Annotated in this window: 20 protein-coding genes and 3 tRNA genes; 18 read left to right on the top strand and 5 right to left on the bottom strand. The window is 72.5% G+C overall.

Annotation, left to right across the window (positions count from 1 at the left end):
- The first annotated feature begins 95 nt into the window (after positions 1-95).
- Together AB0L21_RS09105 and AB0L21_RS09110 are read left to right on the top strand one after the other, a co-directional pair.
- Positions 96-1,229, top strand: a complete 1,134-nt coding sequence (locus tag AB0L21_RS09105; RefSeq protein ID WP_365700323.1) for a Shedu anti-phage system protein SduA domain-containing protein — start codon at positions 96-98, stop codon at positions 1,227-1,229.
- A gap of 256 nt (positions 1,230-1,485) precedes the next feature.
- Positions 1,486-1,572 (top strand) — tRNA-Ser (locus AB0L21_RS09110).
- A gap of 81 nt (positions 1,573-1,653) precedes the next feature.
- Here the strand turns inward: AB0L21_RS09110 and AB0L21_RS09115 are convergent.
- Positions 1,654-2,526, bottom strand: a complete 873-nt coding sequence (locus tag AB0L21_RS09115) for a bifunctional DNA primase/polymerase (RefSeq protein ID WP_365700325.1) — start codon at positions 2,524-2,526, stop codon at positions 1,654-1,656.
- Between the two features lie 266 nt (positions 2,527-2,792).
- Between AB0L21_RS09115 and AB0L21_RS09120 the strand changes: the two genes are divergently transcribed.
- The 5 genes from AB0L21_RS09120 (at position 2,793) to AB0L21_RS09140 (ending at position 7,790) form a co-directional block, all read left to right on the top strand.
- Complete coding sequence (locus tag AB0L21_RS09120; protein WP_365783072.1) at positions 2,793-3,683, top strand: OB-fold domain-containing protein; 891 nt, start codon at positions 2,793-2,795, stop codon at positions 3,681-3,683.
- Positions 3,680-4,072 (top strand): MaoC family dehydratase, encoded by a 393-nt coding sequence (locus AB0L21_RS09125; protein ID WP_365783029.1) that lies wholly within the window; start codon positions 3,680-3,682, stop codon positions 4,070-4,072. The genes AB0L21_RS09120 and AB0L21_RS09125 overlap by 4 nt, the downstream gene beginning before the upstream one ends.
- Positions 4,069-5,235, top strand: coding sequence for a lipid-transfer protein (locus tag AB0L21_RS09130; RefSeq protein ID WP_365783031.1), 1,167 nt, complete (start codon positions 4,069-4,071; stop codon positions 5,233-5,235). Before AB0L21_RS09125 ends, AB0L21_RS09130 begins: the two co-directional genes overlap by 4 nt.
- A gap of 146 nt (positions 5,236-5,381) precedes the next feature.
- Positions 5,382-5,939 carry a SigE family RNA polymerase sigma factor gene (locus AB0L21_RS09135; protein ID WP_365783032.1) on the top strand — a complete coding sequence of 186 codons (558 nt, stop codon included), beginning with the start codon at positions 5,382-5,384 and terminating at the stop codon, positions 5,937-5,939.
- A gap of 195 nt (positions 5,940-6,134) precedes the next feature.
- Entirely contained in the window at positions 6,135-7,790 is a 1,656-nt protein-coding gene (locus AB0L21_RS09140; protein ID WP_365783034.1) for a long-chain fatty acid--CoA ligase, read from the top strand.
- Between the two features lie 68 nt (positions 7,791-7,858).
- Here the strand turns inward: AB0L21_RS09140 and AB0L21_RS09145 are convergent, their stop codons facing one another.
- Entirely contained in the window at positions 7,859-12,895 is a 5,037-nt protein-coding gene (locus tag AB0L21_RS09145; RefSeq protein ID WP_365783036.1) for a PAS domain-containing protein, read from the bottom strand.
- A gap of 226 nt (positions 12,896-13,121) precedes the next feature.
- On the bottom strand, positions 13,122-13,592 hold the full coding sequence (locus AB0L21_RS09150; protein ID WP_365783038.1) for an SSI family serine proteinase inhibitor: 471 nt from the start codon (positions 13,590-13,592) through the stop codon (positions 13,122-13,124).
- Between the two features lie 257 nt (positions 13,593-13,849).
- On the opposite strand from AB0L21_RS09150, the gene AB0L21_RS09155 reads away from it, so the two are divergent.
- Both AB0L21_RS09155 and AB0L21_RS09160 read left to right on the top strand, forming a co-directional pair.
- A tRNA-Ser gene (locus tag AB0L21_RS09155) sits at positions 13,850-13,940 on the top strand.
- Between the two features lie 203 nt (positions 13,941-14,143).
- Positions 14,144-14,216: transfer RNA gene (locus AB0L21_RS09160), tRNA-Arg, on the top strand.
- Between the two features lie 49 nt (positions 14,217-14,265).
- Here the strand turns inward: AB0L21_RS09160 and AB0L21_RS09165 are convergent.
- Complete coding sequence (locus AB0L21_RS09165; RefSeq protein ID WP_365783040.1) at positions 14,266-14,757, bottom strand: MarR family transcriptional regulator; 492 nt, start codon at positions 14,755-14,757, stop codon at positions 14,266-14,268.
- An 86-nt stretch (positions 14,758-14,843) separates the two neighbouring features.
- Between AB0L21_RS09165 and AB0L21_RS09170 the strand changes: the two genes are divergently transcribed.
- The 9 genes from AB0L21_RS09170 (at position 14,844) to AB0L21_RS09210 (ending at position 25,043) form a co-directional block, all read left to right on the top strand.
- Entirely contained in the window at positions 14,844-15,227 is a 384-nt protein-coding gene (locus tag AB0L21_RS09170; RefSeq protein ID WP_365783042.1) for an HGxxPAAW family protein, read from the top strand.
- Between the two features lie 130 nt (positions 15,228-15,357).
- Positions 15,358-15,555, top strand: a complete 198-nt coding sequence (locus tag AB0L21_RS09175; RefSeq protein ID WP_365783044.1) for a hypothetical protein — start codon at positions 15,358-15,360, stop codon at positions 15,553-15,555.
- A 119-nt stretch (positions 15,556-15,674) separates the two neighbouring features.
- On the top strand, positions 15,675-16,547 hold the full coding sequence (locus AB0L21_RS09180) for a DUF2797 domain-containing protein (protein WP_365783046.1): 873 nt from the start codon (positions 15,675-15,677) through the stop codon (positions 16,545-16,547).
- A gap of 94 nt (positions 16,548-16,641) precedes the next feature.
- Entirely contained in the window at positions 16,642-17,382 is a 741-nt protein-coding gene (locus tag AB0L21_RS09185; protein WP_365783048.1) for a response regulator transcription factor, read from the top strand.
- Positions 17,379-18,983: a HAMP domain-containing sensor histidine kinase gene (locus AB0L21_RS09190; protein WP_365783050.1), complete on the top strand. Its 1,605-nt coding sequence runs from the start codon at positions 17,379-17,381 to the stop codon at positions 18,981-18,983. The genes AB0L21_RS09185 and AB0L21_RS09190 overlap by 4 nt, the downstream gene beginning before the upstream one ends.
- A 14-nt stretch (positions 18,984-18,997) precedes the next feature.
- Positions 18,998-20,500, top strand: a complete 1,503-nt coding sequence (locus AB0L21_RS09195) for a glycosyltransferase (RefSeq protein ID WP_365783052.1) — start codon at positions 18,998-19,000, stop codon at positions 20,498-20,500.
- On the top strand, positions 20,497-22,638 hold the full coding sequence (locus AB0L21_RS09200) for a glycosyltransferase family 39 protein (RefSeq protein WP_365783054.1): 2,142 nt from the start codon (positions 20,497-20,499) through the stop codon (positions 22,636-22,638). The genes AB0L21_RS09195 and AB0L21_RS09200 overlap by 4 nt, the downstream gene beginning before the upstream one ends.
- An 89-nt stretch (positions 22,639-22,727) precedes the next feature.
- Positions 22,728-24,113, top strand: a complete 1,386-nt coding sequence (locus AB0L21_RS09205; protein WP_365710710.1) for an MFS transporter — start codon at positions 22,728-22,730, stop codon at positions 24,111-24,113.
- Between the two features lie 171 nt (positions 24,114-24,284).
- Positions 24,285-25,043 (top strand): TetR/AcrR family transcriptional regulator, encoded by a 759-nt coding sequence (locus AB0L21_RS09210; RefSeq protein WP_365710746.1) that lies wholly within the window; start codon positions 24,285-24,287, stop codon positions 25,041-25,043.
- Positions 25,044-25,411: 368 nt separating this feature from the next.
- On the opposite strand, the gene AB0L21_RS09215 is transcribed toward AB0L21_RS09210, so the two are convergent.
- On the bottom strand, positions 25,412-25,879 hold the full coding sequence (locus AB0L21_RS09215) for a PPOX class F420-dependent oxidoreductase (protein ID WP_365710708.1): 468 nt from the start codon (positions 25,877-25,879) through the stop codon (positions 25,412-25,414).
- Positions 25,880-25,981: the final 102 nt, after the last annotated feature.

Genomic DNA, 25,981 nt, shown 5'->3' on the forward strand with positions numbered 1-25,981 from the left:
TGCTGCCAAGATCTCCACGAACACCCTTTCGATTGCCAAACATGTGGTATGGGTGCGAATCTACAACCTCTTCTAGATCCACCAAGGGGGGGGCCTTGGAAAACGAGGAAGAAAACCTCAATGTCTGGCACGTTCCTGGCGATGAATCGTCGGGAAAGTTCGGGAGTGTCGGCATTGAGCTCAAGAAGGGGCCGAGAGCCTATAAAGCGGCTTACCTGGCACGCTACGGAGACCCAGTCACAGGGGAAGTGAAAAAGCAGGAGCTACGGTTTCGCACGTATGGCTCATCACCTTGGGGGCAGGGGTATGACTTCGATGACGCCTCAAGCTCCTGGTTCTGCGAGAATGGAGAGATTCTTCGTCTCGCTGCGTTTCTCAATGAACACTTCACCGAGCCTGGCAGTTACCGGGTTATCAAAGACGGCTCCGTCACGGGAAGTATTCTCTCAATCCTAGAAGCAACGGGAATCGATGCGGCAGAACTAGGACGCGCCCTTGCCGAGCGAGGCGACGTTAGTGCCGTAGTGTCTGGGCTTGCTTCAACCCCTGCGGGCTTAGCGGCCACAGAAGCAGCCGTCATCGCCCAGCGTCGACAAGTGGTCGCCCATCTTAAGCGGCTCGCCGAAACGCCCGGAACCAATGAGACGCAGATGCAGTCTTCCATCGGCGACAACTACTGGCTCTTTGGCGGGAAATACACAGGCATGGCCAACCGCCGGGACATGACTTACCTCGATCAGCACGACATCCCGCTCATCTGCTCAGACGGCTCCCTGCACATCGTAGAACTCAAGGGCCCAAATATTCCGCGACTCGTTAAGCGACACCGCAATCATTGGATCGTCGGTAACGACGTACACGAAGCGGTCGGCCAGGCTCAGAATTACCTTCGGGCGCTCGATGAGCAAGGGCTTAACCTCCAAGCTACATACGAGAACGAGCTGGGCGTAAGGTACGACATGAGGCGGGCAAAAGCGACGGTCTTGATTGGTCACCCTGACCACGTGAATGCTCCGCTGGCGACAAGAAGGAGCATTGATCAAGCGATCCGCACTTACAACTCTCACCTAACACGGGTCGAGGTACTTACGTACGCGGATCTCCTGGAGAGCGCCGAGCGAGCTCTCACCTTCGAAGAGGGGATCGCTGAGGATCGCCTCTCCGTAGAAGACCCCGGCTTGGCCGAAGACTCTGATGTCTTCGATTTCGACGAGTCCCCGCCCTTCTAGTCACTAGGAACAACGAAGGTTCGCGGTGAACCGCTGTCCAGGCTCCTCCATCATGGGTGGTAGACCAGGGGAGGACGGACGCGGCCGGCACGGCAGTAGGCGTCTGGGCCGTCGGCATGGGTAGTGTGCCAGCCAAGGGTCGATCCCGAGGACTGGGCCGGGTCGGAGCTAGTGGACCCCGTGTGGACCAGGAGCCCCGTCAGAGGCCGGAGGCCGGTACGCTGTACCCGCTCTGCCCCAGGTGGGCGAGGAGCGAGGTGGGTTGCCCGAGCGGCCTAAGGGAACGGTCTTGAAAACCGTCGTGGCAGCGATGTCACCGTGGGTTCAAATCCCACACCCACCGCGTGGACGGAAGGCCCCTGACCAGCGAAGCCGGTCGGGGGCCTTCGTCATGCACGCTGCCTGATCGCCGGCCCCGCCCGCCTCACGGCCGGTGCCCGGTCAGCCGGGCCGCCGACGCGATCGTGGCGCGGGCCTCGCGTTCGGTCAGCCCGGTGTCGAGGGCGGCGGCCACCAGCGGGTCCGCGAGGGCGGGCCCGATGCCGTTCTCGTAGGCACGGCAGGCCGCCCAGAACAGGCGGGTGTTGCGCTGCCCCTCGTGCGCGCCGAGCACGAACTGGACCAGTCCCTGTCCGTGGTCGCCCGCCGCCGGACGGGTGGGGTGGGGCACGCGGGGCGGCGGGAGCAGCAGCCGCAGGAGGGAGGGCGGGCAGGGGGCGGGGGCGAGGTCGGCGGTGCCGGGCGCGGCGGTGTAGACGCCGTGGTCGGTGCGGGAGCCGGGGCCGACGAGGTAGCCGCCGGCGCCCCGGATGTCGATGCCGGGGGCGAGCCGGCCGGCCGAGTTCGGTACGGCGGTGCCGGGCGGGCCGGTCAGCCACAGGTGGCGGCCACCGCTCGGGGTGAGGACGACGACCGTCTCCGGGATCGTGAACAGATGGCGCAGGGCCAGTTCGCGCAGGGCGGCCGAGGAGTCCGTGCCGGACTTGGTGTCGAGGTCGACGCCGATCAGGTGGTACGGGGGGAGCCCGCAGGCGATGCCGTAGCCGGTGGCCCAGGGCGCGGCGGCGAAGAGCTCGCGGATGCGGACGGGGTCGGTGGAGGCGTCGTACACGCCATGGCCGAAGCGGCCGCACTCGCCGTGGCAGGGCCGCTCCGCAGGGCTCGGGCCGTCGCGGTGCGGGGAGCGCAGGGCCGGGAGCTTCGTCCGGGACAGGGGGAGCACGGCCAGTCCGCGTTCGGCGGCTGACAGAGCGTGTGCGAGGGCCAGCGTCGTGGCCTGCCGGTCGATGGTGGCCATGACTCCATGTTCGTACACGCGTTCGAAAATGGGAAGGGCGGGCAGGGTGACGCGCCGGTGCGGGGTCGGCCGGTGTGCTTCGGGGGCGTGACGCGTCGGTGTTTCGGTGCCGCCGCGCCGGCGTTTCTCCGGCGCCCCGGTGCCGCCCGCGTCGGAGTCGTCCGGTGCTCCGGCCCGACCGCGGCCGACCTTGACACTCCAAGCGATCTGACGGACAGTCAGAAACCGTCTGGTGAGACCAGGGGGTGCCGGTGAGCGACGAGCAGGTGCACGACGAACTGGGCGCGCGGCTCAAGACGTTCGAGGGCCGGCCGGCCGCCGTCGCCGGTGCCGGCAAGGACCCGGTGAACGCGCCGATGATCCGGCACTGGTGCGAGGCGCTGGGCGACACCAACCCGGCCTACAGAGGCCCGGACGCCATCGCCCCGCCCACCATGCTCCAGGCCTGGACGATGGGCGGCCTGACCGGACACCGGGGCCGCACCGGTGCGTACGACGAACTCCTCGGCCTGCTGGACGCGGCGGGCTGCACCGCCGTGGTGGCCACCGACTGCGAGCAGGAGTACCTGCGGCCGTTGCGGCCGGGCGACGAGATCGCCTTCGACACGGTCATCGAGCACGTGTCCGCCCGCAAGACGACCAGGCTGGGCACCGGCTACTTCGTCACGACCCGCATGGACGTCCGGGTGGACGGCGAACCGGTGGGCGTCCACCGCCTGCGCATCCTCAAGTACGCCCCCGCGCCCCGCAGGCCCCGGGCCCGCCGCCCCCGCCCGGTGATCAACCGGGACAACGCCGGCTTCTGGGAGGGCGTGGCCGGGAACCGGCTGCTCCTCCAGCGCTGCACGGCCTGCGGCACCCCGCGCCACCCCTGGCTGCCGGGCTGCAACGCCTGCGGAAGCCCGGACTGGGACACGGTGGAGGCGAGCGGCGAGGGCACGGTCTACTCCTACGTGGTGCAGCACCACCCGCCCTTCCCGGCCTTCGACCCCCCGTACGCGGTCGGTCTGATCGAACTCGCCGAGGGCGTGCGGATGGTGAGCAACGTGATCGGGGTGCCGTACGACAAGGTGCGCATCGGGCTGCCGGTCCGGGTCGAGTTCCTGCGGTGCGACGAGGAGCTGACGCTGCCGGTGTTCCGGGTGGTGGACCGGTGAGGGCCGGCGAGCGGCTGCCGCCGCTGGAGATCCCGGTGACCCGCACCCTGATCGTGGCGGGCGCCCTCGCCTCCCGCGACTACCAGGACGTCCACCACGACCCGGAGCTGGCCCGGCAGAAGGGCGCGCCGGACGTCTTCATGAACATCCTGACGACGAACGGCCTGGTCGGCCGGTACGTCACCGACCACTTCGGCCCTACGGCGGTGCTCCACAAGGTCGCCATCAGGCTGGGCGCGCCCAACTACCCGGGGGACACCATGGTGCTGACCGGCAGGGTCGAGGCGGTCGAGGGCGACACGGCCGTCGTCCGGGTCGTCGGGGCCAACGGTCTCGGCGACCACGTGACGGGCACGGTGACGGTCACGGTCCCGGAGGCCGGATCATGAGCCTGCGCACCCGCGACACCCTCGGCGGACGCGCGGCGATCGCCGGCATCGGCGCCACCGAGTTCTCCAAGGACTCCGGCCGCAGCGAGCTGCGCCTCGCGGTGGAGGCCGTACGGGCCGCGCTCGACGACGCCGGGCTCACCCCGGCCGACGTGGACGGGCTGGTGACGTTCACGATGGACACCAGCCCGGAGATCACCGTGGCCCAGGCCTGCGGGATGGGCGAGCTGTCCTTCTTCTCCCGGGTGCACTACGGCGGCGGGGCGGCCTGCGCCACCGTCCAGCAGGCGGCCCTCGCGGTGGCCACGGGCGTGGCCGAGGTGGTGGTCTGCTACCGGGCCTTCAACGAGCGGTCGGGCCGCCGGTTCGGCGCGGGGGTGCAGCACCGGGAGCCGTCGGCGGAGGGGGCGGCGCTCGGCTGGACGCTGCCGTTCGGGCTGCTCACCCCGGCCTCCTGGGTGGCGATGGCGGCCCAGCGGTACCTGCACGCGTACGGGCTGACGCCGGAGGCGTTCGGGCACGTGGCCGTGGTGGACCGCGCGTACGCGGCGACCAACCCGGCCGCCTGGTTCCACGGCCGCCCGATCACGCTCGCCGACCACGCCGCCTCCCGCTGGATCGCCGAGCCGCTGCGCCTGCTGGACTGCTGCCAGGAGACCGACGGCGGGCAGGCGGTCGTCGTCACCTCCGTGGAACGGGCCCGGGATCTGCCGCAGCCGCCCGCCGTGATCGCTGCGGCGGCCCAGGGCGCGGGCCGGGCACAGGAACAGATGACCAGCTTCTACCGGGACGACCTCACCGGCCTGCCGGAGATGAGCACGGTGGCCCGCCAGCTGTGGCGCACCTGCGGACTCGGCCCGGACGGCATCGACGTGGGCATCCTGTACGACCACTTCACCCCGTTCGTGCTGATGCAGCTGGAGGAGTTCGGGTTCTGCGGGCGGGGGGAGGCGGCGGACTTCGTGGCGGAGCGGCGGCTGCCCCTGAACACGCACGGGGGGCAGCTGGGGGAGGCGTACCTGCACGGCATGAACGGCATCGCGGAGGCGGTCCGCCAGCTGCGGGGCACGGCCGTGAACCAGGTCCCGGGGGCGGCCCGCACCCTGGTGACGGCCGGCACCGGGGTGCCGACATCGGGGCTGGTCCTGACGGCGGACGGCTGACCCCTCCGGGTCGTACCCGCAGACGGGACGCACTCGCAGTCCACCTTCAGGAGGTGGAGGCAGCCCCACCCCTACAACCTGAGGGGGACTCGCCTTCGGGACCTGCGGCCGATCCGCCGGACCGGGCCCGCTCCTAGCGTGGAGCCATGACCACACCCGTCTGCACCAGCGCCTCGGCCGCCGCCGCACCCGGGCGGCAGACTCCCGCCTACCCGTCGTTCGCGTCGTACGTGCGGGCCCGTCAGCCGGTGCTGCTGCGCACCGCGCGCTCGCTGACCGCGAACCCGAGCGATGCCGAGGATCTGCTGCAGACCGCGCTCGCCAAGACGTACGTGGCCTGGGAGCGGATCGAGGACCAGCGCGCGCTCGACGGCTATGTACGCCGGGCGCTGCTGAACACCCGGACCTCGCAGTGGCGCAAGCGCAGAGTGGACGAGTTCGCCTGCGACGAACTGCCCGAGCCGGAGCCCGCGGCCGGCGGCGACGACCCGGCCGAGCGGCAGGCGCTGCGCGACGCGATGTGGCGGGCGGTCCTGCGGCTGCCGGCCCGGCAGCGGGCGATGGTGGTCCTGCGGTACTACGAGGACCTCAGCGAGGCCCAGACCGCCGAGGTGCTCGGCGTGTCGGTCGGCACGGTGAAGTCGGCGGTGTCGCGCGCGCTGGGCAAGCTGCGCGAGGACCCCGAACTGGAGCCGGCCCGCTAGGACCTAGCCGCGATGCGGGTGCCGGCCCGCCGGCCGCGATCGGGGTACCGCCCCCTGGCCGCGCTCCTCCTTCCCCGCCGGCCGGGATTTCCTCCCCCTCAGTGACACACCCCCTAGTGACATACCGCGCGGTATGTGCGCAGAATCAGCGCACCCCCTACTACCGCGTAGGCAACGTCGCCCGGGAGGAACGCCGTGCTGGCCACCATGCAGGACGTACCGCTGCTGATCTCCAGGATCCTGACCCACGGGTCGACGGTCCACGGCTCGTCGCGGGTGACCACCTGGACCGGGGAACCCGAGCCCCACCGGCGCACCTTCGCCGAGGTTGGGGCCCGCGCCGCCCAGCTGGCGCACGCCCTGCGGGACGAACTCGGCGTGACCGGCGACGACCGGGTCGCCACGCTCATGTGGAACAACGCCGAGCACGTCGAGGCGTACTTCGCGATCCCGTCCATGGGCGCGGTGCTGCACACGCTCAACCTGCGCCTGCCCGCCGAGCAGTTGGTGTGGATCGTCAACCACGCGGCCGACAAGGTCGTCCTCGTCAACGGCTCGCTGATCCCGCTGCTCGCGCCGCTGCTGCCCAAGCTGCCCACCGTCGAGCACATCGTCGTGTCCGGGCCCGGCGACCGCGCCCCGCTCCAGGGCGCCACCGCCCAGGTGCACGAGTACGAGGAACTGCTCGCCGGCCGGCCGACCGGCTACGACTGGCCCGAGCTGGACGAACGCCGGGCCGCCGCCATGTGCTACACCTCCGGCACGACCGGCGACCCCAAGGGCGTGGTCTACAGCCACCGTTCCATCTACCTGCACTCCATGCAGGTCAACATGGCCCAGTCGATGGGACTCACCGACCAGGACACCTCGCTCGTCGTCGTCCCGCAGTTCCACGTCAACGCCTGGGGCCTGCCGCACGCCACCTTCATGACCGGCGTCAACATGCTGATGCCGGACCGCTTCCTCCAGCCCGCCCCGCTCGCCGAGATGATCGAACACCAACGGCCCACCCACGCGGCGGCCGTCCCGACCATCTGGCAGGGCCTCCTCGGCGAGCTGCACGCCAGGCCCCGTGACGTCTCCTCCCTCACCCAGGTCACCATCGGCGGCTCGGCCTGCCCGCCCTCCCTGATGGCGGCCTTCGACGAGCTGGGCATGCGGGTCTGCCACGCCTGGGGCATGACGGAGACCTCCCCGCTCGGCACGGTCGCCCGCCCGCCGGCCCACGCGGCGGGCACCGACGAGGAGTTCGCCTACCGCCTCACCCAGGGCCGCTTCCCGGCCGGCGTCGAGGCCCGCCTCACCGGCCCCGGCGGCGCACGCCTGCCCTGGGACGGCGCGTCGGCGGGCGAGCTGGAGGTCCGCGGCCCCTGGATCGCGGGCGCGTACTACAACGGCCCCGACGCCGAACCCCTGCGCCCCGCCGACAAGTTCAGCGCGGACGGCTGGCTGAAGACGGGAGACGTCGGCACCATCTCCCCCGACGGCTTCCTCACCCTCACCGACCGCGCCAAGGACGTCATCAAGTCCGGCGGCGAATGGATCTCCTCCGTCGAGCTGGAGAACGCGCTGATGTCCCACCCGGACGTCGCCGAGGCCGCCGTGGTCGCCGTACCGGACGAGAAGTGGGGCGAGCGCCCGCTGGCCACGGTCGTCCTGCGGCCGGGCGCGACCGCCGACTTCGAGACCCTGCGCACCTTCCTCTTCGAGGAGGGCCGCATCGCCAAGTGGCAGCTGCCCGAGCGCTGGACGGTCGTCGAGTCGGTACCGAAGACGAGCGTGGGCAAGTTCGACAAGAAGGTGCTGCGCAGGCAGTACGCGGACGGACGGCTGGACGTCACCCGGCTCTGACGGCCCCTGCGGGCCGCCTCCAGGCAGGAGGCGGCCCGCAGACTGATCGCCGCGCAGGCCGACAGGGCCTAGTTCGTGCCGATCCGGGCCAGCAGGTCCACGATCCGCGACTGCACCTCACCGCTGGTCGACCGCTCGGCGAGGAACAACACGGTCTCGCCGGAGGCCAGCCGGGGCAGGTCGGCCGGGTCGACGGCGGCGGTGTAGACGACCAGCGGGGTCCGGTTGAGCTGCCCGTTCGCCCGCAGCCAGTCCACGATCCCGGCCCGCCGGCGGTGCACCTGCATCAGGTCCATCACCACGAGGTTCGGCCGGAACTGCCCCGCCAGCGTCACCGCGTCGTTGTCGTCCGCGGCCCGCGCCACCTGCATCCCGCGCCGCTCCAGCGTCGAGGTCAGCGCCAGCGCGATCTCCGCGTGCTCCTCGATGAGCAGCACCCGCGGCGGATGCTGCTCGCTGTCCCGGGGAGCCAGCGCCTTCAGCAGTACGGCGGGGTCGGCGCCGTACGCCGCCTCGCGCGTCGCCTGCCCGAGCCCGGCCGTGACCAGCACCGGGACCTCGGCGGCCACGGCGGCCTGACGCAGCGACTGCAACGCCGTCCGCGTGATCGGCCCGGTCAGCGGGTCCACGAACAGCGCGGCGGGGAAGGCCGCGATCTGGGCGTCGACCTCCTCGCGGGAGTGCACGATCACCGGACGGTAGCCGCGGTCGCTGAGCGCCTGCTGGGTCGTCACGTCCGGCGCGGGCCACACCAGCAGCCGGCGCGGGTTGTCCAGCGGCTCCGGGGGCAGCTCGTCGTCCAGCGGCTGCGGACGGGGCGTGTCCGCCACCTCCACGGCCCCGCCGGGACCGTCCAGCGGCTCCGGCCCCTCGGCGGCATTGGGCTCCGGGGCGCCTATGGCGTACGATCGCCCGCCCCCCTCGGTGCCCTGCGCCGGCCGCGCCTGCCCACCGAGCGAGGGCTGCGGCACGGGTGCCGACGCCTGCCCGGCGAGCGAGGCCTGGCCGCCGAGCGAGTTCTGGCCGCCGAGGGATGGTTGCCCGGTCGGCGCGGGGTGCGCGGGCGCGGGTTCGGCGGACGGGTGCGGCCGGGCCGCCTGGTCCGGCTGTGGCTCCTGGCCGGTGGGGGCCGGGTCCGGGCGCGTGCCCAGCTTGCGCCGCCGGCCGGAACCGCCCGGCGCGTGCGGCGGCGGAGTCGCCGTCGGCTGCTGCACCTGGGCGGCCTGCCGCGAGAACGGCACGCCCTGCCCGAGCGTACGGACGCTGATCGCCCGCCCCTGCGTCGAGTCCGGGTCGGCGGGGGTACCACCGGCGGCTTCGGCGGGCAGCGGCATCGCCACCCGCTGCGACCGGCCACCGGCAGGGGTGCCGGGGGCGGGGGTGTGCGTCCCGGTACCGGAGGTGTCCCCGGAGCCGGGCCATTGCTGCGGAACGTTGGCCGCGGGGGTGCCCGGGGCCGGTGCGTGGGTGCCCGTCCCGGAGGTGTCGCCGGAGCCCGGCCACTGCTGCGGGACGCCGGCCGCGGGGTTGCCACCGGGCGGCACCGGGGCGGCCTGGATCCCCTGCGCACCCGCAGGCACCTGACCGGTGCCGGCCTCGGCGGGCAACGGCAGCGCACCCGGGGACACCACCGGAGTACCGGCGGCCGGGGTGCCGCCCGGGGCGGGAGTGAGAGGGGGAGCGGTGCCCTGGCCGGATACGGCCGGGGACTGCGGGGCCTGCGTGGGCGCAACGGCCTGCGCCGCGGTGGCCTGGGCGGGCATGCCCTGGGCAGGCGTGGCCGAGGCCGGTGCTGCCGGGGCGGGTGCGGGCTGACCAGGGGCGCCCGGGGCGGGCGCGGGCTGGCCCGGCGTGCCCGGGGCCGGAACCGCCGGTCGGCCTCCCACGGCCGGCCGGCTCGGAGCGGCGGCACCGGGGCCCGCAGGGCCGGCACCCTGCGCCTGGGCGGACGGCTGCCCCGCCGGTGCGACGGGACCGGCCTGGACGGGGTTGCCCGGTGCGGCCGTACCCTGCGCCGGAACGCTGTGCGCCGGGGTCCCCGGAGCGGGGGCCGGCGGTACGGCCGCACCCTGCGGGACCTGGCCCGGAGCGGCCGGCGCCGGAAGGGGCTGCGGCGGCATCTGCCCGGTCGCGGGCGCCACCGCCTGGGCGGGCTGGGCCACGGCCCTGCGGCGTCGGCCGGTCGGGGCGCTGGTGGGATGCGGCTGCGGCGGGGTGTGGTCCTCCGCCTGGTCGAGCGGTACGGCGTCGTGCCGGCCGTCGTCACCCGGGACGCCCTCGGCGGACACCGGCATCTGGGCGGGAACCTGCACCTGACCGGGCAGCGGCCCGGCACCGGCCACCGGACCGGCGACGCCGGGTCGACCGTCGGCGACGGGACCCGCGCCGGGGGCGGCCGGGGCGACGGCACCGGGAGCCACGGGTACACCGGCGCCGGGGCCGGAGCCCGTGGGCGCGACGGCACCCGGGGCGACGGGAACCCCGGCACCGGGAGCCCCAGGCCCACCGGCGGGGACACCGGCATGCGGGCCGACGGGCGCACTGGCACCCGGAGCGACAGGAACTCCGGCCTCGGGAGCCACAGGAACCCCGGCAACCGGGCCTGCGGGCGCGCCGCCACCCGGCGGCACCGGCACAGCCGTACCCGCGCCCGCACCCATGGCACCGGCCGCGCCACCCTCCGGGCCCGTGGTGTCCGGGGACCGGTCCGCCTCGGCCGGCGGCAGGGCGAAGACCGTACGCGCGCCGCCCGCCTCCTGCGCCGCGGCTCGTTCCGCCGCCGCGGCCAGCGCCCGTCGGCGCCGTCCCGTCGGCTGCGCACCGTCGGCCGGAACCGCCTCGCCGCCCTGCGCCGGAACCACGGAGGCACCCTCGGCCGGCACCGCCCGCGCACCCGGCTCGCTGCCTGCCGCGGGAAGCGCCGGAGGCAGCGCGGCCTGCGGGGCGCCGGAGTCGCGGCGGGCGCGCCGGCCCGTCGGCCCGGGCACGCCCTGCGGCGGCACGGTGCCACCGAGTCCCGTACCCGAGGCGGCGGCCCCCGCGCTCTGCTCGGCCGAGGTCACCACGGACCCCTCGGACACGCCCTCGCCGTCGCCCTCACCGGCGTCGGCGTTGTCCGCGGGCCGGCCGCGGCGGCGTCCGGTCCCGCCGGACGCGGTCTCCGCGCCCTCGGCCGGGACCGCGGCACCCTGCTCGGCGGGCTGGGCGGCCCGCCGCCGGCGCCGTCCGGTCGGCGCGGGCGCCTCCGCGTCACCGGCGTCACCGGTGCCGGCCATGTCACTGTCCAGGAAGGCGTCCGTGGAGGCCCGCCGGGCCCGCCGTCGCCCACCAGCGGGGCCCTGTCCGGCCGCACCGGCGTCGTCCGCGCCGCCCTCACCGCCGTCCGGCACCCGCACCGCGACCGACGTCTCAGCGGCACCGGCCGCCGCCGCCGCGACCGCGCCCGCCCCGCCGCCGAGCGGTACTTCGAGGACGTACGCGCTGCCGCTCATGCCCGGCACCTCGTGCGTCTGCAGCACACCGCCGTGGGCCCGCACGATCCCGCGCACGATCGGCTCGTGCACCGGGTCTCCGCCGGCGTACGGACCGCGCACCTCGATCCGGGCCACCTCACCGCGCTGCGCGGCGGCCACGACGACGGTGTTGTCCAGGTAACCGCCCGCCGAGACGGGCGTGTTGCCGGTGGCGTCGACCCCGGCCACGTCCGCCACCAGATGCGCGAGCGCGGTGGCGAGCCGCTGCGGGTCGACCTCGGCCTCGATGGGCGGCGCGTGGACGGCGAACTGCACGCGCCCGGGCCCGATCAGCTCGACGGCCCCGTCCACACCGGCGGCGACGACGGCGTCCAGCATCACCTTCGTACGGGTGATGTCCTCGCTGCCCGCGTCCAGCCGCTGGTACCCCAGGACGTTGTCGATGAGGGTCGTGATGCGGGAGTAGCCGGCCGAGAGGTGGTGGAGCACCTGGTTGGCCTCGGGCCACAGCTGCCCGGCGTCGTCGGCGGCGAGCGCGGACAGCTCGCGGCGCAGCTCGTCCAGCGGCCCGCGCAGCGACTGCCCGAGCAGCGTGAGCAGCTGTTCGTGCCGCCCGGCGAGGGCCTCGTACCGGTCCTTCTCCCGCTCGGCGAGCGCCGCGTACCGCTCCTCGCCCGCCGCCAGCTCCTCCGCGTGGTTCTCGCGCAGTTCCTCGACCTCGGTGACGTGCTGCTGGCGCAGCGCGGTCAGGTCGGAGGCGTGTTCCTCGGAGAGCCGTTCCAGCTCCTCGGCGTGCGCCTTCTCCAGCGCGGCCTTCTCCTCCACCAGGGCGTCGAACGGCCGCCGGTCGGTGAAGGTCATCACGGCGCCGACGAGCTGGTCGCCGTCGCGCACCGGCGCGGTGGTCAGATCGACCGGCACCTTCTGGTCGCCCTTGGACCACAGCACCTGCCCGCGCACCCGGTGCTTGCGGCCGGAGCGCAGGGTGTCGGCGAGCGGCGACTCCTCGTACGGGAAGGGCGAGCCGTCGGCGCGGGAGTGCAGCACCAGCGTGTGCAGCTCCTTGCCGCCCAGCTCACCGGCCCGGTACCCCAGTATCTGAGCGGCGGCCGGATTGACGAGCACGATCCGTCCGTCGGTGTCGGTGCCCACGACACCTTCCGAGGCCGCCCGCAGGATCATCTCGGTCTGCCGCTGCGACCGGGCCAGCTCCGCCTCGGTGTCCACGGTCCCCGACAGGTCCCGGACCACGATCATCAGCAGCTCGTCGCCGGTGTAGCCGTAACCGTCGTACGCCTGCTGCCCGTTCTCCAGGTTCGCGCTGGTGACCTCGACCGGGAACTCGGCCCCGTCGGTCCGCCGCGCGATCATCCGGGTCGGTTTGGTCCGTCCCGTGGGATCCATGTGATCGGGCCGCCGCATGGAGCCGGGGATGAGCCGGGAGTCGAACTCGGGCAGCAGATCGAGCAGCCCGCGCCCCACGAGAGCCGTGCCGGGCGTCTCGAAGGCCTCCAGCGCGATGGTGTTGGCGTTGACGACGGTTCCGTTGGCGTTGACCAGGACCAACGCGTCCGGCAGCGCGTCGAGTATGGCTGCGAGGCGAGCAGCGCCTCGGGATGGCCTGCTGCTCACGAGACGCCTTCCTCCCTGTTACCGCACCTTGCCGACCGCTCGGGCCATCTTGCCAACCGGCCCGCGACGTGTCACGCGAGGGAGTCTAAGGGCACGGGTCGCGCTCGCGGCGCCGGATGAGAGGGAGGTCCCACGAGGAAGTGACGGCGAACGCGTGACCGTATACGCCGGCTCCCCGAGTCCTCCCCGGGACCTTTACGGAACCAATGCGTCCGCCCACCCCTCGCTACGCCGGCCCGCCCATGTCCGGCAGCAGGGGCACCATGCGGTCCCACCGCTCGATCTCGCACCCGTCGCTGCGGTCGTACGAGGCGTCGACCGGGCGTCCGGCCCAGGTCCCGGTGACCCGGGCGGTGGCCGGGCCGCCGTAGAGCATGGTGCAGATGGTGCCGGGAGCGACCGGCGCGAAGGGATCCCGCCCCCACCGTGTGTTCGCGTCGAGCACCCGGCAGGCCCCGGCGACGTCCGGATGCCGCCCCGCGCTGGGATGGCAGCGCACCTCGTACGTCCCGTCCCGCCCCGCCCCGGCGTGCCGCACCACGACGGTGAGGTGATCACCCTGGTCCCCCGGCCGGACGGGCGGCGGCATGGCGCCGGCCGCGGCGGAGGGCCCGGCGGTGAGGGGGACGAGGGAAGCGACGGCGGAGAGCGACGCGAGCAGAAGGCGCCGCCCGGCGCCCGGCAGCACAGAATCCATGCCCTTTCCAACGCGCCCCCGCCCAACACGTTGCGCCTGGGCCCCGCTCCTCACCCGTTCTCCCCCTTCTCCCTGTCCTCCCTGTCCTCCCTCTCCCCTCCCCTCCCCTCCCTCTTTGCACCTTCGCGCCCCGCCGGGGGAAGCCCTTTGCCCTGCGACCCGAGTGCCTAGTACCGTGGGGGGCGATTGGTGACACGGCGCTCGCCTGTGTCATCATCTGCACGCACCACTCGCGCGCTCGCGTGAGCGGTTGTGCTGGAGGCGTCGCCTAGTCCGGTCTATGGCGCCGCACTGCTAATGCGGTTTGGGCCTTAAAGCCCATCGAGGGTTCAAATCCCTCCGCCTCCGCCCGATCCCGAAGCCCCGGTCCCCAGGACCGGGGCTTCGGCGTTCACCGGACTCTGCCGCCTCCTCGGCCCCCGTCGGCATTTCCGCAGGTCACAAGGGGTGTGCGGATCGGATTTCACAGGACGGCGGCAGTCATGTAATGTTCTTCCTGTCGCCGCGAGCGGGCCGAAAGGACCGGGAGCGGGGGCGAAACAAAAGAACAAGCACTCGTAGCTTAACGGATAGAGCATCTGACTACGGATCAGAAGGTTGCAGGTTCGAATCCTGCCGAGTGCGCAGAGAACGAAGGCCCCGGATCACTCCGGGGCCTTCGGCGTGTTCCGGGTCAGCACTCCTCGGTCGGGTCGTTGCGGTTCAGCTTCTCCAGGTATTCGTGGGCCAGGGCCGTGGCGCGGGTGAACCAGTCGGTGATGATCGCCAGTTCCTCCGGGGAGTAGTCGGAGAAGAGAGCCGTCAGGCGCTTGTAGTGGCCCGCGTACACCGCCTCGACGCGGGTGACGGCGTCCGGTACGGCGGCCACGCGGACCCGGCGGCGGTCGGAGGGGTCGGGGCGGCGGGTGACGTAGCCGGCGCGTTCGAGGCGGTTGAGGATGCCGGTGACCGCGCCCGTGGTGACGTGGGCGCGGGCCGCGAGGTCGCCCGCCGTCAGCAGTTCGTCGCCGGCCTCCAGCACGAAGGCGAAACAGGTCAGGTCGGTGACGTTCAGTCCCAGCCGCCGGGCCAGCTCCTGCTGTCCGATGAGGTGGGCGGCGATGAGGTGGTCCATCGCCGACAGCGCCTGGGCCGGAGTGGCGGGCGGGCGCGGCATGCCGTGCATCTTTCGGAATCCCTTAGCTCGTGAGATATTCAGGCTGTAACTTCTTAGCTCGTGAGGAAACTGGGTCGTCCCCTGGAGGCGGTTCCATGAGTCTGTACGACGAGGGTCACACGATCGCCGGCTGGACCGGCGTCGCCATCGCGACCGCGGGAAGCGCCGTGGTGGGGCTGGGGGTGTGTACGGCCTCCCTCCCCGTGGCCGGTGCCGGGCTGGCCGTGGTGGCGGTGAGCGTCCTGGTGACCTGGGCCCTGCATCTGTCCGGCTGGGGCAAGCCGCCCGGGGTCCGGCCGCGCGAGCAGTGGGGGATGCGGGTCCGGGACGCCCAGGTGCGGGAAGGCCACCCGGGGTGTGTCGGGTGCCGGCTGGCGGGGCGGGGGCGGAAGCGGTCGGCCGAGGCGGCTGCCTCGGTGTCGGCCTCGGCGCCGGATGCGATTCCTGCCGAATCGATCCCTCTGTCCCCTATCGATTGAACGAGCTTTCTTCGAACGACAGTTGTTGATCGTCGACCCTAGCTTCCGGGGTGGACACCCCGGCGGAGCAGCCGACGGGAGCGAAGCGGGACGCCATCGACATCAACGACTTCGTGTTGGCAGAGCCTGCGTGAGATTGCACAAGGAACCCGCCTCGGACGGCACAACTGCCTACCTCATGTCCCAGCAGGTCGCCGACGCGATCGTCCGGCTGGAGGAGCGGAACATCCGGGCGGACGGGGAGCTGGCGGTCGCGCAGATCGAGCGGGGTTGCATGCGGCAGGTGGGAGTGGGGGCCGGGGGCATGCCGGTGTACGTGCTGCCGTAGCCGAGAACCGGAAGGAGGCCGAAGTCGCAAAACGAGGTTGCGGCTTCGGGCCTGCGCCTTCCGTACCCCCACTCATCTCCCACAGCCGCTGTCAGAGCCACCCCTTACCCTCACGAGTGATGGCACAGGTCTGGAAGTGCACGGGACTGCGGTGGGCGGCAGGCGGTCCGGTGCTGGAGTGGGACGGCGGGCGGCGTAGTGCGCTGCCCCGGGGGAAGCGGGTCGCCTTCGCGGTGCCGGAGGGGGGAGGGCGTACGTGTGTGGGGGCGCGGGGGCATGCCTGTCCGGTGCGGGCCGCCGTGCCGGGGCGGAGTACGGGGGCCCGGTGCGAGGAGTGCGCGCGGCTGGACCGGGCGCACTCCGTGGCCGCCGACACGATGGCCGACGATCCACGGCCGTACCGCGTGTATCTGGCGTGGTTCGGGCCGGGGATGGTGAAGGTCGGCATCACCGCTGTCGAGCGGGGGCCGGCGCGGCTGCTGGAGCAGGGCGCGGTCTGTTTCAGCTGGCTCGGCACCGGTCCGCTGATGGCCGCCCGGCGCACCGAGGAGCTGTTGCGGGCCGCGTTGCGGGTGCCGGACCGGATTCCGTACGCCGAGAAGCGGGCGGTGCGGTCGGCGCTGCCGGGGACGGAGGCGGAGCGGGCCGCCGAGGTGCGGGAGCTGCACGCGCGGGCCGTCGCGCTCGCCGGGTGGCCGGAGTCCCTGCGGTCGGAGCCCTGCGAAGTGGTCGACCATGTGGGGGTGTTCGGGATCGGTGGGGGGCCGGAGGCGTTCGGGGAGGTGGTCGAACTCGTTCCCGGCGGGGGTGTGGGCGGTGAGCTGGTCGGGGTCGCCGGGCCCGATCTTCATCTGGCGGTCGGCGGTCGTGGGGTCGTCGTCCTGGACACGCGGCTGATGACCGGCTGGGAGCTGGTGCCGCCGGAGTCGACGGCGGCCGGATGCACCTTTCCTGTGCGGGAGTTCAGGAGGGAACCGGACGGGCTGTTCTGACCCAGGTGTTCGCTGAGAGACGCCTGTGTGTTTCTCAGAGAAATCACAGACTCTGGAAAGCGTGTTCTCACAGGGCCTCGACACGGTGTCCAGCATGACCACGACCTCGCCCCAGGGGCGCACCGAACTGCTGAGGCCGGACGGGAGTCCCGTCCGCGTGCTGGTGGTGGACGACGAGATGTCGATCACCGAACTGCTGAGCATGGCTCTTCGTTACGAGGGCTGGCAGATCAGGAGTGCGGGGGACGGGCAGGGGGCCATCCAGACGGCCCGTGAGTTCCGGCCCGACGCCGTCGTGCTCGACATGATGCTGCCGGACATGGACGGGCTGACCGTCCTCGGCCGGCTGCGGCGTGAGCTGCCCGATGTGCCGGTCCTCTTCCTCACCGCCAAGGACGCGGTGGAGGACCGTATCGCCGGGCTCACCGCCGGCGGGGACGACTACGTCACCAAGCCGTTCAGTCTGGAAGAGGTCGTCGCGCGGCTGCGCGGGCTGATCCGGCGGGCGGGGGCCGCCGACCGGCGGTCCGACTCCGTGCTCGTCGTGGGCGATCTGACCCTGGACGAGGACAGCCACGAGGTGTCGCGGGGCGGTGAGAACATCCATCTGACCGCCACCGAGTTCGAGCTGTTGCGCTTCCTCATGCGCAACCCCCGGCGGGTGCTGAGCAAGGCGCAGATCCTGGACCGCGTGTGGTCGTACGACTTCGGCGGGCAGGCCAATGTGGTCGAGCTGTACATCTCCTACCTGCGGCGGAAGATCGACGCAGGACGGGAGCCGATGATCCACACCCGGCGTGGAGCCGGCTATCTGATCAAGCCCGCCGCGTCATGAGCGGGCGGCGACGGCCGGATCCGCAGCGGCGGCAGAAGCGACGAGCCGGACAGCCGCGCACGCTGCGGACACGGCTCGTCGTCGCGTCCGTGACGCTGATCGCCTTGGTGTGTGCCGTGATCGGCACGGTCACCACGCTGGCGCTGCGCTCACATCTGTACGAGCAGCTGGACGGGCAGGTGGCGGAGGCCGGCAAGCGTCTGTCGGGACCCATGAAGCCCGGCGGCATGAACGACTCCGGGCTGACGGACCGGCTCACGGGCTTCGTCAAGGGGCCGACGCAGCCGAAGACCATCGCCGCCGACGTCGGGCCCGACGGCACGGTCACCCGGGCGGTCATCGCCAGGCGCCCCGACACCGACAACGGCCCGTTCCAGCGGAACGACGCCGTCGCCCTCAGCGACGAGCAGAAGGCCGCCCTGAACAACGTGCCCACCAGGGGCACGCACACCGTCGTCATCCCGGGCCTGGGCGAGTACCTCGCGCGGTATGTCACCGGAGCCGAGGGCACCTACTACGTCGCCCTGCCGACCGAGACGGTCGGCAACACGATCAACACCCTGATCCTCGTCGAGATCAGTGTCACCGCCGCCGGACTCGTCGCCGCCGGTATCGCGGGGTACGTGCTCGTCGGCGTCGCCACCCGCCCCCTCCGCAAGGTGGCCGCCACCGCCTCCCGGGTGTCCGAACTGACGCTGCACACCGGCGAGGTGAACCTCAGCGAGCGGGTCCCGGATTCGGAGTGCGATCCGCACACCGAGGTCGGACAGGTCGGTGCCGCGCTCAACCGCATGCTGGACCACGTCCACGGCGCCCTGCACGCCCGGCAGCAGAGCGAGACGCGGGTACGGCAGTTCGTCGCCGACGCCAGCCACGAGCTGCGGACGCCGCTCGCCTCCATCCGGGGGTATGCCGAGTTGACCCGGCGCGGGCGGGAGCAGGTCGGCCCCGACACGCGGCACGCGCTGGGGCGGATCGAGTCGGAGGCGGGGCGGATGACCCTGCTGGTGGAGGATCTGCTGCTGCTCGCCCGGCTGGATGCCGGACGCCCGTTGCGCTTCGAGCAGACCGATCTCGTCCCGCTCGTCGTGGACACCGTCAGCGACGCCCGCGCGGCCGGCATGGACCACGTCTGGCGGCTCGAACTGCCCGACGAGCCGGCGCTGGTGTCGGCGGACGCGGCCCGGTTGCAGCAGGTGCTGGTCAACCTGCTGGGCAACGCCCGGAATCACACGCCGCCCGGTACGACGGTCACCGCGCGCGTGCAGCGGCGCGGGCCGTGGATGTGCGTGGACGTCGAGGACGACGGGCAGGGGATTCCGGCGGATCTGCTGCCGCACGTCTTCGAGCGGTTCGCACGCGGGGACTCCGCGCGCTCGCGCGCCACCGGGTCCACGGGGCTCGGGCTGGCGATCGTGCAGGCCGTGGCCGCCGCGCACGGCGGTGCGGTGACGGTGGACAGCGTTCCCGGCCGCACGGTGTTCACCGTGCATCTGCCCGCCCTCGGCCCGGCCGTTCCCCGGCCGGAGCCCGAAATGAGCCGGCAATCGGACTCACAGGCACAGCACAGTGCCACCACACGGGTGCGACAGGGCGCTTGAGAAGAGTCGGTGCCATGCGAACCGACTCTTCTCCCGGCACCCTGCCGGCGCGGGAGCACCTCCCGGCCGGAGACGCCGGTGCGCCTGTCCTGGACGTAGTGATCCCCGTCCACAACGAGGAGAAGGACCTCCAGCCGTGCGTCCGCAGACTGCACGAGCACCTCACGCGCACGTTCCCGTACGCGTTCCGCATCACGATCGCGGACAACGCGTCCACGGACACCACCCCGCTGGTGGCGGCGCGACTGGAGGCGGAGGTCCCGGAGGTCAGGAACGTCCGCCTGGAGCAGAAGGGGCGGGGGCGGGCGCTGCGGACCGTGTGGTCGGCGTCGGACGCCCCGGTCCTCTCCTACATGGACGTCGACCTGTCCACCGACCTCAACGCCCTGCTGCCACTGGTGGCGCCGCTGATCTCCGGTCACTCCGACCTGGCGATCGGCTCCCGGCTCGCCCGCACCTCCCGGGTCGTGCGCGGCCCCAAGCGGGAGTTCATCAGCCGGGCCTACAACCTGATCCTGCGCGGCTCGCTCCAGGCCCGCTTCTCGGACGCGCAGTGCGGCTTCAAGGCGATCCGGCGCGATGTCGCACAGGTGCTGCTGCCGCTGGTGGAGGACACCGGGTGGTTCTTCGACACGGAGATGCTGGTGCTCGCCGAGCGGGCCGGGCTCAGGATCCACGAGGTGCCGGTCGACTGGGTCGACGACCCCGACTCCACCGTGCACATCGCGAGGACCGCGACCGACGACCTGAAGGGTGTGTGGCGGGTCGGCAGGGCGCTGACCACCGGTTCGCTGCCGCTGGACCGGCTGACCCGGCCCTTCGGTGACGACCCGCGGGACCGTGAACTGACCGACGTGCCCAGGGGGCTCGCCCGTCAGCTCGTCGGCTTCTGTGCGGTCGGCGTCCTGTCGACGCTCTTCTACCTGCTGCTGTACAGCGTCTTCCGGCAGTTCTGCGGCTCGCAGCTCGCCAACGCGCTCGCGCTGCTGGTCTCGGCCGTGGCCAACACGGCCGCCAACCGCCGGCTCACCTTCGGGGTGCGCGGCCGGGGCGGCGCGGTACGGCACCAGGCGCAGGGCCTGGTCGTGTTCGGCATCGGTCTCGCGCTGACCAGCGGCTCGCTCGCCGCCCTGAACGCGGCCACGGACAGCCCGGCGCACTCCACCGAGCTGGCGGTGCTCATCGCGGCCAACCTGGCGGCCACCGTGCTGCGGTTCCTGCTCTTCCGCGCCTGGGTCTTCCCGCAGCGCCGGGAGCCCACCCCGTCCCCGGTGGCCGCCGCGCACACGCCGGGCGCCCCGGCCCACCGCACGACGGTTCCGTACGCCCCGGCCCACCGTAGGACGCCTCCGTACGCACCGCTCCCGCAGCGGCCGGTCGCGCCGCCGCAGCCGTACCAGACCACTCAGTTCCGCGCCGATGAGGCCGCGGACGGCAGTTTCAGCGGCGTCACCGACGCGACCACGCGGTCGCAGCCGGCGCGCCCTCATGACACCGACCCGGGGGATGCCCGATGACCGCCCACTACGACCCGCCGACGACAGAGCACGGCGCCCCGGCCGTCTGGGGGCCGCCGCCGGCCGCGCCCCCGCAGGGCCCCGAGGCCGGTGAGCCGAGGCAGCCGTTCGTACGGAGACTGTGGCGCGGCCGGCCCGAGGACCCCCGCTGGGTCCGCCCGGCCCTCCTCGGCCTGCTCGCCACCACCCTCCTGCTCTACCTCTACAACCTCAGCGCCTCCGGCTACGCCAACTCCTTCTACTCGGCGGCCGTCCAGGCGGGCAGCAGGTCGTGGAAGGCGTTCTTCTTCGGCTCGCTGGACGCGGGCAACGCGATCACCGTGGACAAGCCGCCGGCCTCGCTGTGGCCGATGGAACTGTCGGTCAGGGTCTTCGGCCTGAACTCGTGGGCGATCCTGGCGCCCGAGGTGCTGATGGGCGTGGCGACGGTCGCCGTCGTGTACGCGGCCGTGCGCCGCCGGTTCAGCCCGGTGGCCGGTCTGAGCGCGGGCGCGGTGCTGGCTCTCACGCCGGTCGCGGCGCTGATGTTCCGGTTCGACAACCCGGACGCGATGCTGGCCCTGCTGATGTCGGTGGCCTGCTACCTCGTCGTCCGGGGCCTGGAGGACGGCCGTACCAAGTGGCTGGTGTGGGCCGGGGCCGCGATCGGCGTCGCCTTCCTCGCCAAGACGCTCCAGGCGTTCCTGATCCTGCCGGCGCTGGCGGTCGTGTACGCGGTGTGCGCGCCGGTGTCGCCCAGGAAGCGGTTCGGGCAGCTGGCCGCTGCGACGCTCGCGCTGGTCGTGTCGGGCGGTTGGTGGGTCGCGATCGTCGAGCTGTGGCCGGCGTCGTCGCGCCCGTACATCGGCGGTTCGCAGAACAACAGCTTCCTGGAGCTGACCTTCGGCTACAACGGTCTCGGCCGTCTCAACGGCGAGGAGACCGGCAGCGTGGGCGGCGGCGGTGGCGGCGCGGGCGGCACCGGCATGTGGGGCGAGACCGGCTGGGACCGGATGTTCAACTCCGAGATCGGCGGGCAGATCTCCTGGCTGCTGCCCGCCGGGCTGATCCTGCTCGTCGCCGGCCTGGTGGCCACGCGCAAGGCCCGCAGGACGTCCGTCACCCGCGCCTCGTTCCTGGTCTGGGGCGGCTCCCTGCTGATGACCACGGTGGTCTTCAGCTACATGGCCGGCATCTTCCACCAGTACTACACCGTGGCCGTCGCCCCTTACCTCGCGGCCGTCGTCGGCATGGGCGCCGGGCTGCTGTGGGAGAGGCGGCGGGAGCCGTGGGCGTCGATCGCGCTCGCCGCGTCCGTGGTCGCGGCGGCGGCCTGGGGATACGTCCTGCTCAACCGCACCCCCGACTATCTGCCCTGGCTGAAGTGGCTGGTCCTGATCGGCGGGCTGACCGCTGCGCTCGGCCTGGTCTTCGCAGGCCGGATCTCCCGGCAACTGGCCCTCGGCGCGGCGGCGGTGGGTGTCGTGGCCGCGCTCGCCGGACCCACGGCGTACACCCTGAGCACGCTCCAGGAGGGGCACACCGGTTCGATCGTCACGGCCGGCCCGGCGGGCGCGAGCGTGATGGGCGGCCGGGGAGGGGGGCCCGGTGGCGGTATGCGGGGCGGTTTCGGCGGCGGGATGCCGGCCGGACAGGGGCAGCGGAACCAGCAGGGCCAGCGGAACCAGCCGGGCCAGCAAGGCCGGCAGGGTCAGCAGAACGGCAACGGCTTCGGTTTTCCCGGCGGCGGCCGCACGGGCGAGGGCGGCATGGGCGGCGCCGGTGGCGTCGGCGGCCTGCTGAACGGCGCGAGCGTGTCGTCCGAGGCGAGGAAGCTGCTGGAGAAGGACGCCTCGCAGTACACGTGGGTCGCCGCGTCCATCGGCTCCCAGAACGCGGCCGGCTACCAGCTCGCCACCGGCGACCCGGTGATGGCGATCGGCGGCTTCAACGGCACCGACCCGTCGCCGACACCGGCCCAGTTCAAGAAGTACGTCGAGGAAGGGAAGATCCACTACTTCATCGCCGGTGGTGGCATGGGCGTCGGCGGCAACAGCGGCAGCGCCTCGCAGATCAGCTCGTGGATCCAGAGCACCTTCAAGAAGGTGACGGTGGGTTCGGCCACGTTCTACGACCTCACGCAGAAGGCGAGCGGCTGAGGGCGGCCGGCTGAGGGGGCGGCTGAGGAGGAACGACCGGCAGGAGAACGCGTTGTACACCGTAGAGCGACAGCTATACGGTGTACGGCATGTCCACCCCCCAAGGCCATCCCCAACGCTGGCTGATCCTCGGCGTCATCTGTCTCGCGCAGCTCACCGTGCTGCTCGACAACACGGTCCTGAACGTGGCCATCCCCTCGCTGACCCGGGAACTCCACGCCGAGACCTCCGACATCCAGTGGATGATCAACGCGTACTCCCTGGTGCAGTCCGGCCTGCTGCTCACCGCGGGCAGTGCCGCCGACCGCTACGGCCGCAAGAAGATGCTGATCACCGGGCTCGCCCTGTTCGGCGTCGGTTCGCTCGTGGCCGGACTCGCCGGCAGCACCGGTCAGCTGATCGCCGCGCGGGCCGGGATGGGCATCGGCGGCGCGCTGCTGGTGACCACCACGCTGGCCGTGGCGATGCAGATCTTCTCCCCCGAGGAGCAGCCGAAGGCGATCGGCATCTGGAGCGCCGTCAACGCCCTGGGCTTCGCCGGCGGCCCGCTGATCGGCGGCTTCGTGCTCGACCACTTCTGGTGGGGCGCGATCTTCCTGATCAACATCCCGGTCGCGGCGCTCGGCCTGGTCGCGGTGGTGGCTCTCGTACCGGAGTCGAAGAACCCGCGTGGTGACCGCCCGGACCTGCCGGGCGCGGTGCTGTCCACCATCGGCATGGCCTCCCTGGTGTACGCGATCATCTCCGGGCCGGAGCACGGCTGGACGTCGGCGCGCGTGCTCGGCACGGCGGCCGTGGCGGTGCTGGTGCTGAGCGCCTTCGCCTGGTGGGAGAGCAGGGTCGACGAGCCGATGCTCGACCTCCACTTCTTCCGGGACCCGCGGTTCACGGGGGCGGTCGCCGGGGCCGTGCTCATCGTGTTCGGCATGGGCGGCGCGTTGTTCCTGCTGACGCAGCACCTCCAGCTCGTGCTCGGGTACGAGCCGCTGGAGGCCGGCCTGCGGACCGCTCCGCTGGCACTGACCGTGGTGGCGCTCAACTTCACCGGGCTGTCGGCGAAGTGGTCGGCACGGCTGGGCACGCCGGTGTCGATCGCGCTGGGGATGGTCTGCATGGCCGGGGGCCTGGTGTCCATCGCGGAGGTGGACTCCGGGGGCTATGCGGGGACACTGCTCGGGCTGCTGCTGATCGGCGCGGGATGCGCGGTGGCGAACCCGGCGATGGCGCACGCCATCATGAGCGCGATCCCTCCGGAGAAGGCGGGGGTGGGGGCCGGGATCAACGGCACCCTCGCTGAATTCGGGAACGGGCTCGGGGTGGCCGTACTGGGTGCGGTGCTCAGCTCTTCCGTCGCGTCGGGGGAGTCCTTGTCCGCCGGGCTGGGCACCGGTCAGCTGGTGGGGGCCGTTGCCGTGCTGGCCGGAGGGTTTGTGGCAGCGGGGCTGTTGCGGCGGGCGGAGCGGGTGTCCGCCTAGGTCCTGTCGTCAAACTCCCGTCGTCCGCCCGGAGCGCGGCAGACGGGAGTTTGACGACAGGGCCTAGCGGCCGTCGTGGCCGGTCGGCGCCCACGCGGCGGCAGCCGCACATCGACACGGCCCGGCGCCCCGTAGGTTGGAACCGTGAGCGGAATCGAGGAAGGGCCGCCGGTGGCGAAGGCAGCAGGTCGGTCGGCGCGGGACAGTGTGTGGCTGGAGGGCAAGGACCGGCGCGGTGGGCGCAGTGGGCAGCCGTCCGGGCTGGACCGGGAGCGGATCACCGCGGCGTCCGTGCGGCTGCTGGACGCCGAGGGTCTCGCCAAGTTCTCCATGCGGCGGCTGGCGGCCGAGCTGAACGTCACCGCGATGTCCCTGTACTGGTACGTCGACACCAAGGACGACCTGCTCGAGCTCGCCCTGGACGCGACCTACGCCGAGCTGCGGCTGCCCGACCCGGAGAACACGGACGAGGACTGGCGGGAGCAGCTGCGCGCGCTGGCCACCGCGTACCGGGCGCTGCTGGTCCGCCACCCCTGGCTGTCCCCGCTGGCCGGGCGTTTCCTCAACATCGGCCCGAACTCCCTCGCGTTCTCCCGGGTGGTCCAGCGGGTCGTCCGCCGGGCCGGGCTGCCCGCGCACGGGGTGACCGGGGCGATCTCGGCGGTCTTCCAGTTCGTGTACGGCTTCGGCACGATCGAGGGGCACTTCCTCACCCGGATCGCGGACACCGGGCTGAGCCCGGACGAGTACTTCGAGCAGGCCATGTCCATGGTGGACGAGGTCCCCGGTACCGCCGACGTGATGAAGGAGTCCAAGGACCTCATGGCGGCGCGCGGCGGCGACACGGTGGCCGAGATGCTGGACCGTGACTTCACCTTCGCCCTGGACCTGCTGATCGCCGGCATCGAGGCGATGGTCGCCCGCGGCTGACTGGCCCTCCGCCACCAACCGCGCACCCGGGTTTCGCCGACCGCCACCGTTCCGGGGCCAGGCCGGGTGGCGATGGTTCGGGCGCCAGTTGCGCCGGCCCTCTGGTCGCCATGGGGCCCATCGCTCCGGTAGCTGACGACCGGTCCGCCATCAGCCGCGCGCCGGGAATCGGCCGGCCGCCATGGGGCCCCGCCTTTTCCGGGGTCAGGCCGGGATTGCCGACCGTTCGGGCACCAGCTGCGCCGGCCCTCTGGTCGCCATGGGGCCCATCGCTCCGGTAGCTGACCACCGGTCCGCCATCAGCCGCGCGCCGGGAATCGGCCGGCCGCCACCGGGCCCCGCTCTTCCGGGGCAGGCAGGGGTGGCGGTTATTCGGACACCAGCCGTGCCGGAAAGCCGCCGGTCGCCACCGGGCCCCATCGTTCCGGGGTCACCCGGATGATGGACTTGCCCTGCTTGACCATCGCCTGGCGGTACTCGTCCCAGTCAGGGTGTTCGCCGGCGATGTTGCGGTAGTACTCGACCAGCGGTTCCACGGAGTCGGGCGTGTCGATGACCTCGGCCGTGCCGTCGATCTGGACCCAGGGGCCGTTCCAGTCGTCGCTGAGGACGACGAGGGTGACCCGGGGGTCCCGCTTGGCGTTGCGGGTCTTGGCCCGCTCGGGGTAGGTCGAGACGACGATCCGGCCGGAGTCGTCGACGCCGCAGGTCAGCGGGGACGCCTGGGGGGAGCCGTCGGCCCGGCGCGTGATCAGCAGGGCGCGGTGCCGGGGTCGTACGAAGTCCAGCAGCTCGTCCAGCGATACACGGGTGTTGGTAGCGATGTTCGGTGCCATGGGGGCAGCCTAGGCCCTGTCGTCAAACTCCCGTCTGCCGCGCGACGCCATGCACGCACTCTCGCCGCACCGGGCCCCGACCCAAGTACATCCAGTACGAGG

The sequence above is a fragment of the Streptomyces sp. NPDC052721 genome (assembly GCF_040678315.1).
Taxonomy (GTDB): domain Bacteria; phylum Actinomycetota; class Actinomycetes; order Streptomycetales; family Streptomycetaceae; genus Streptomyces.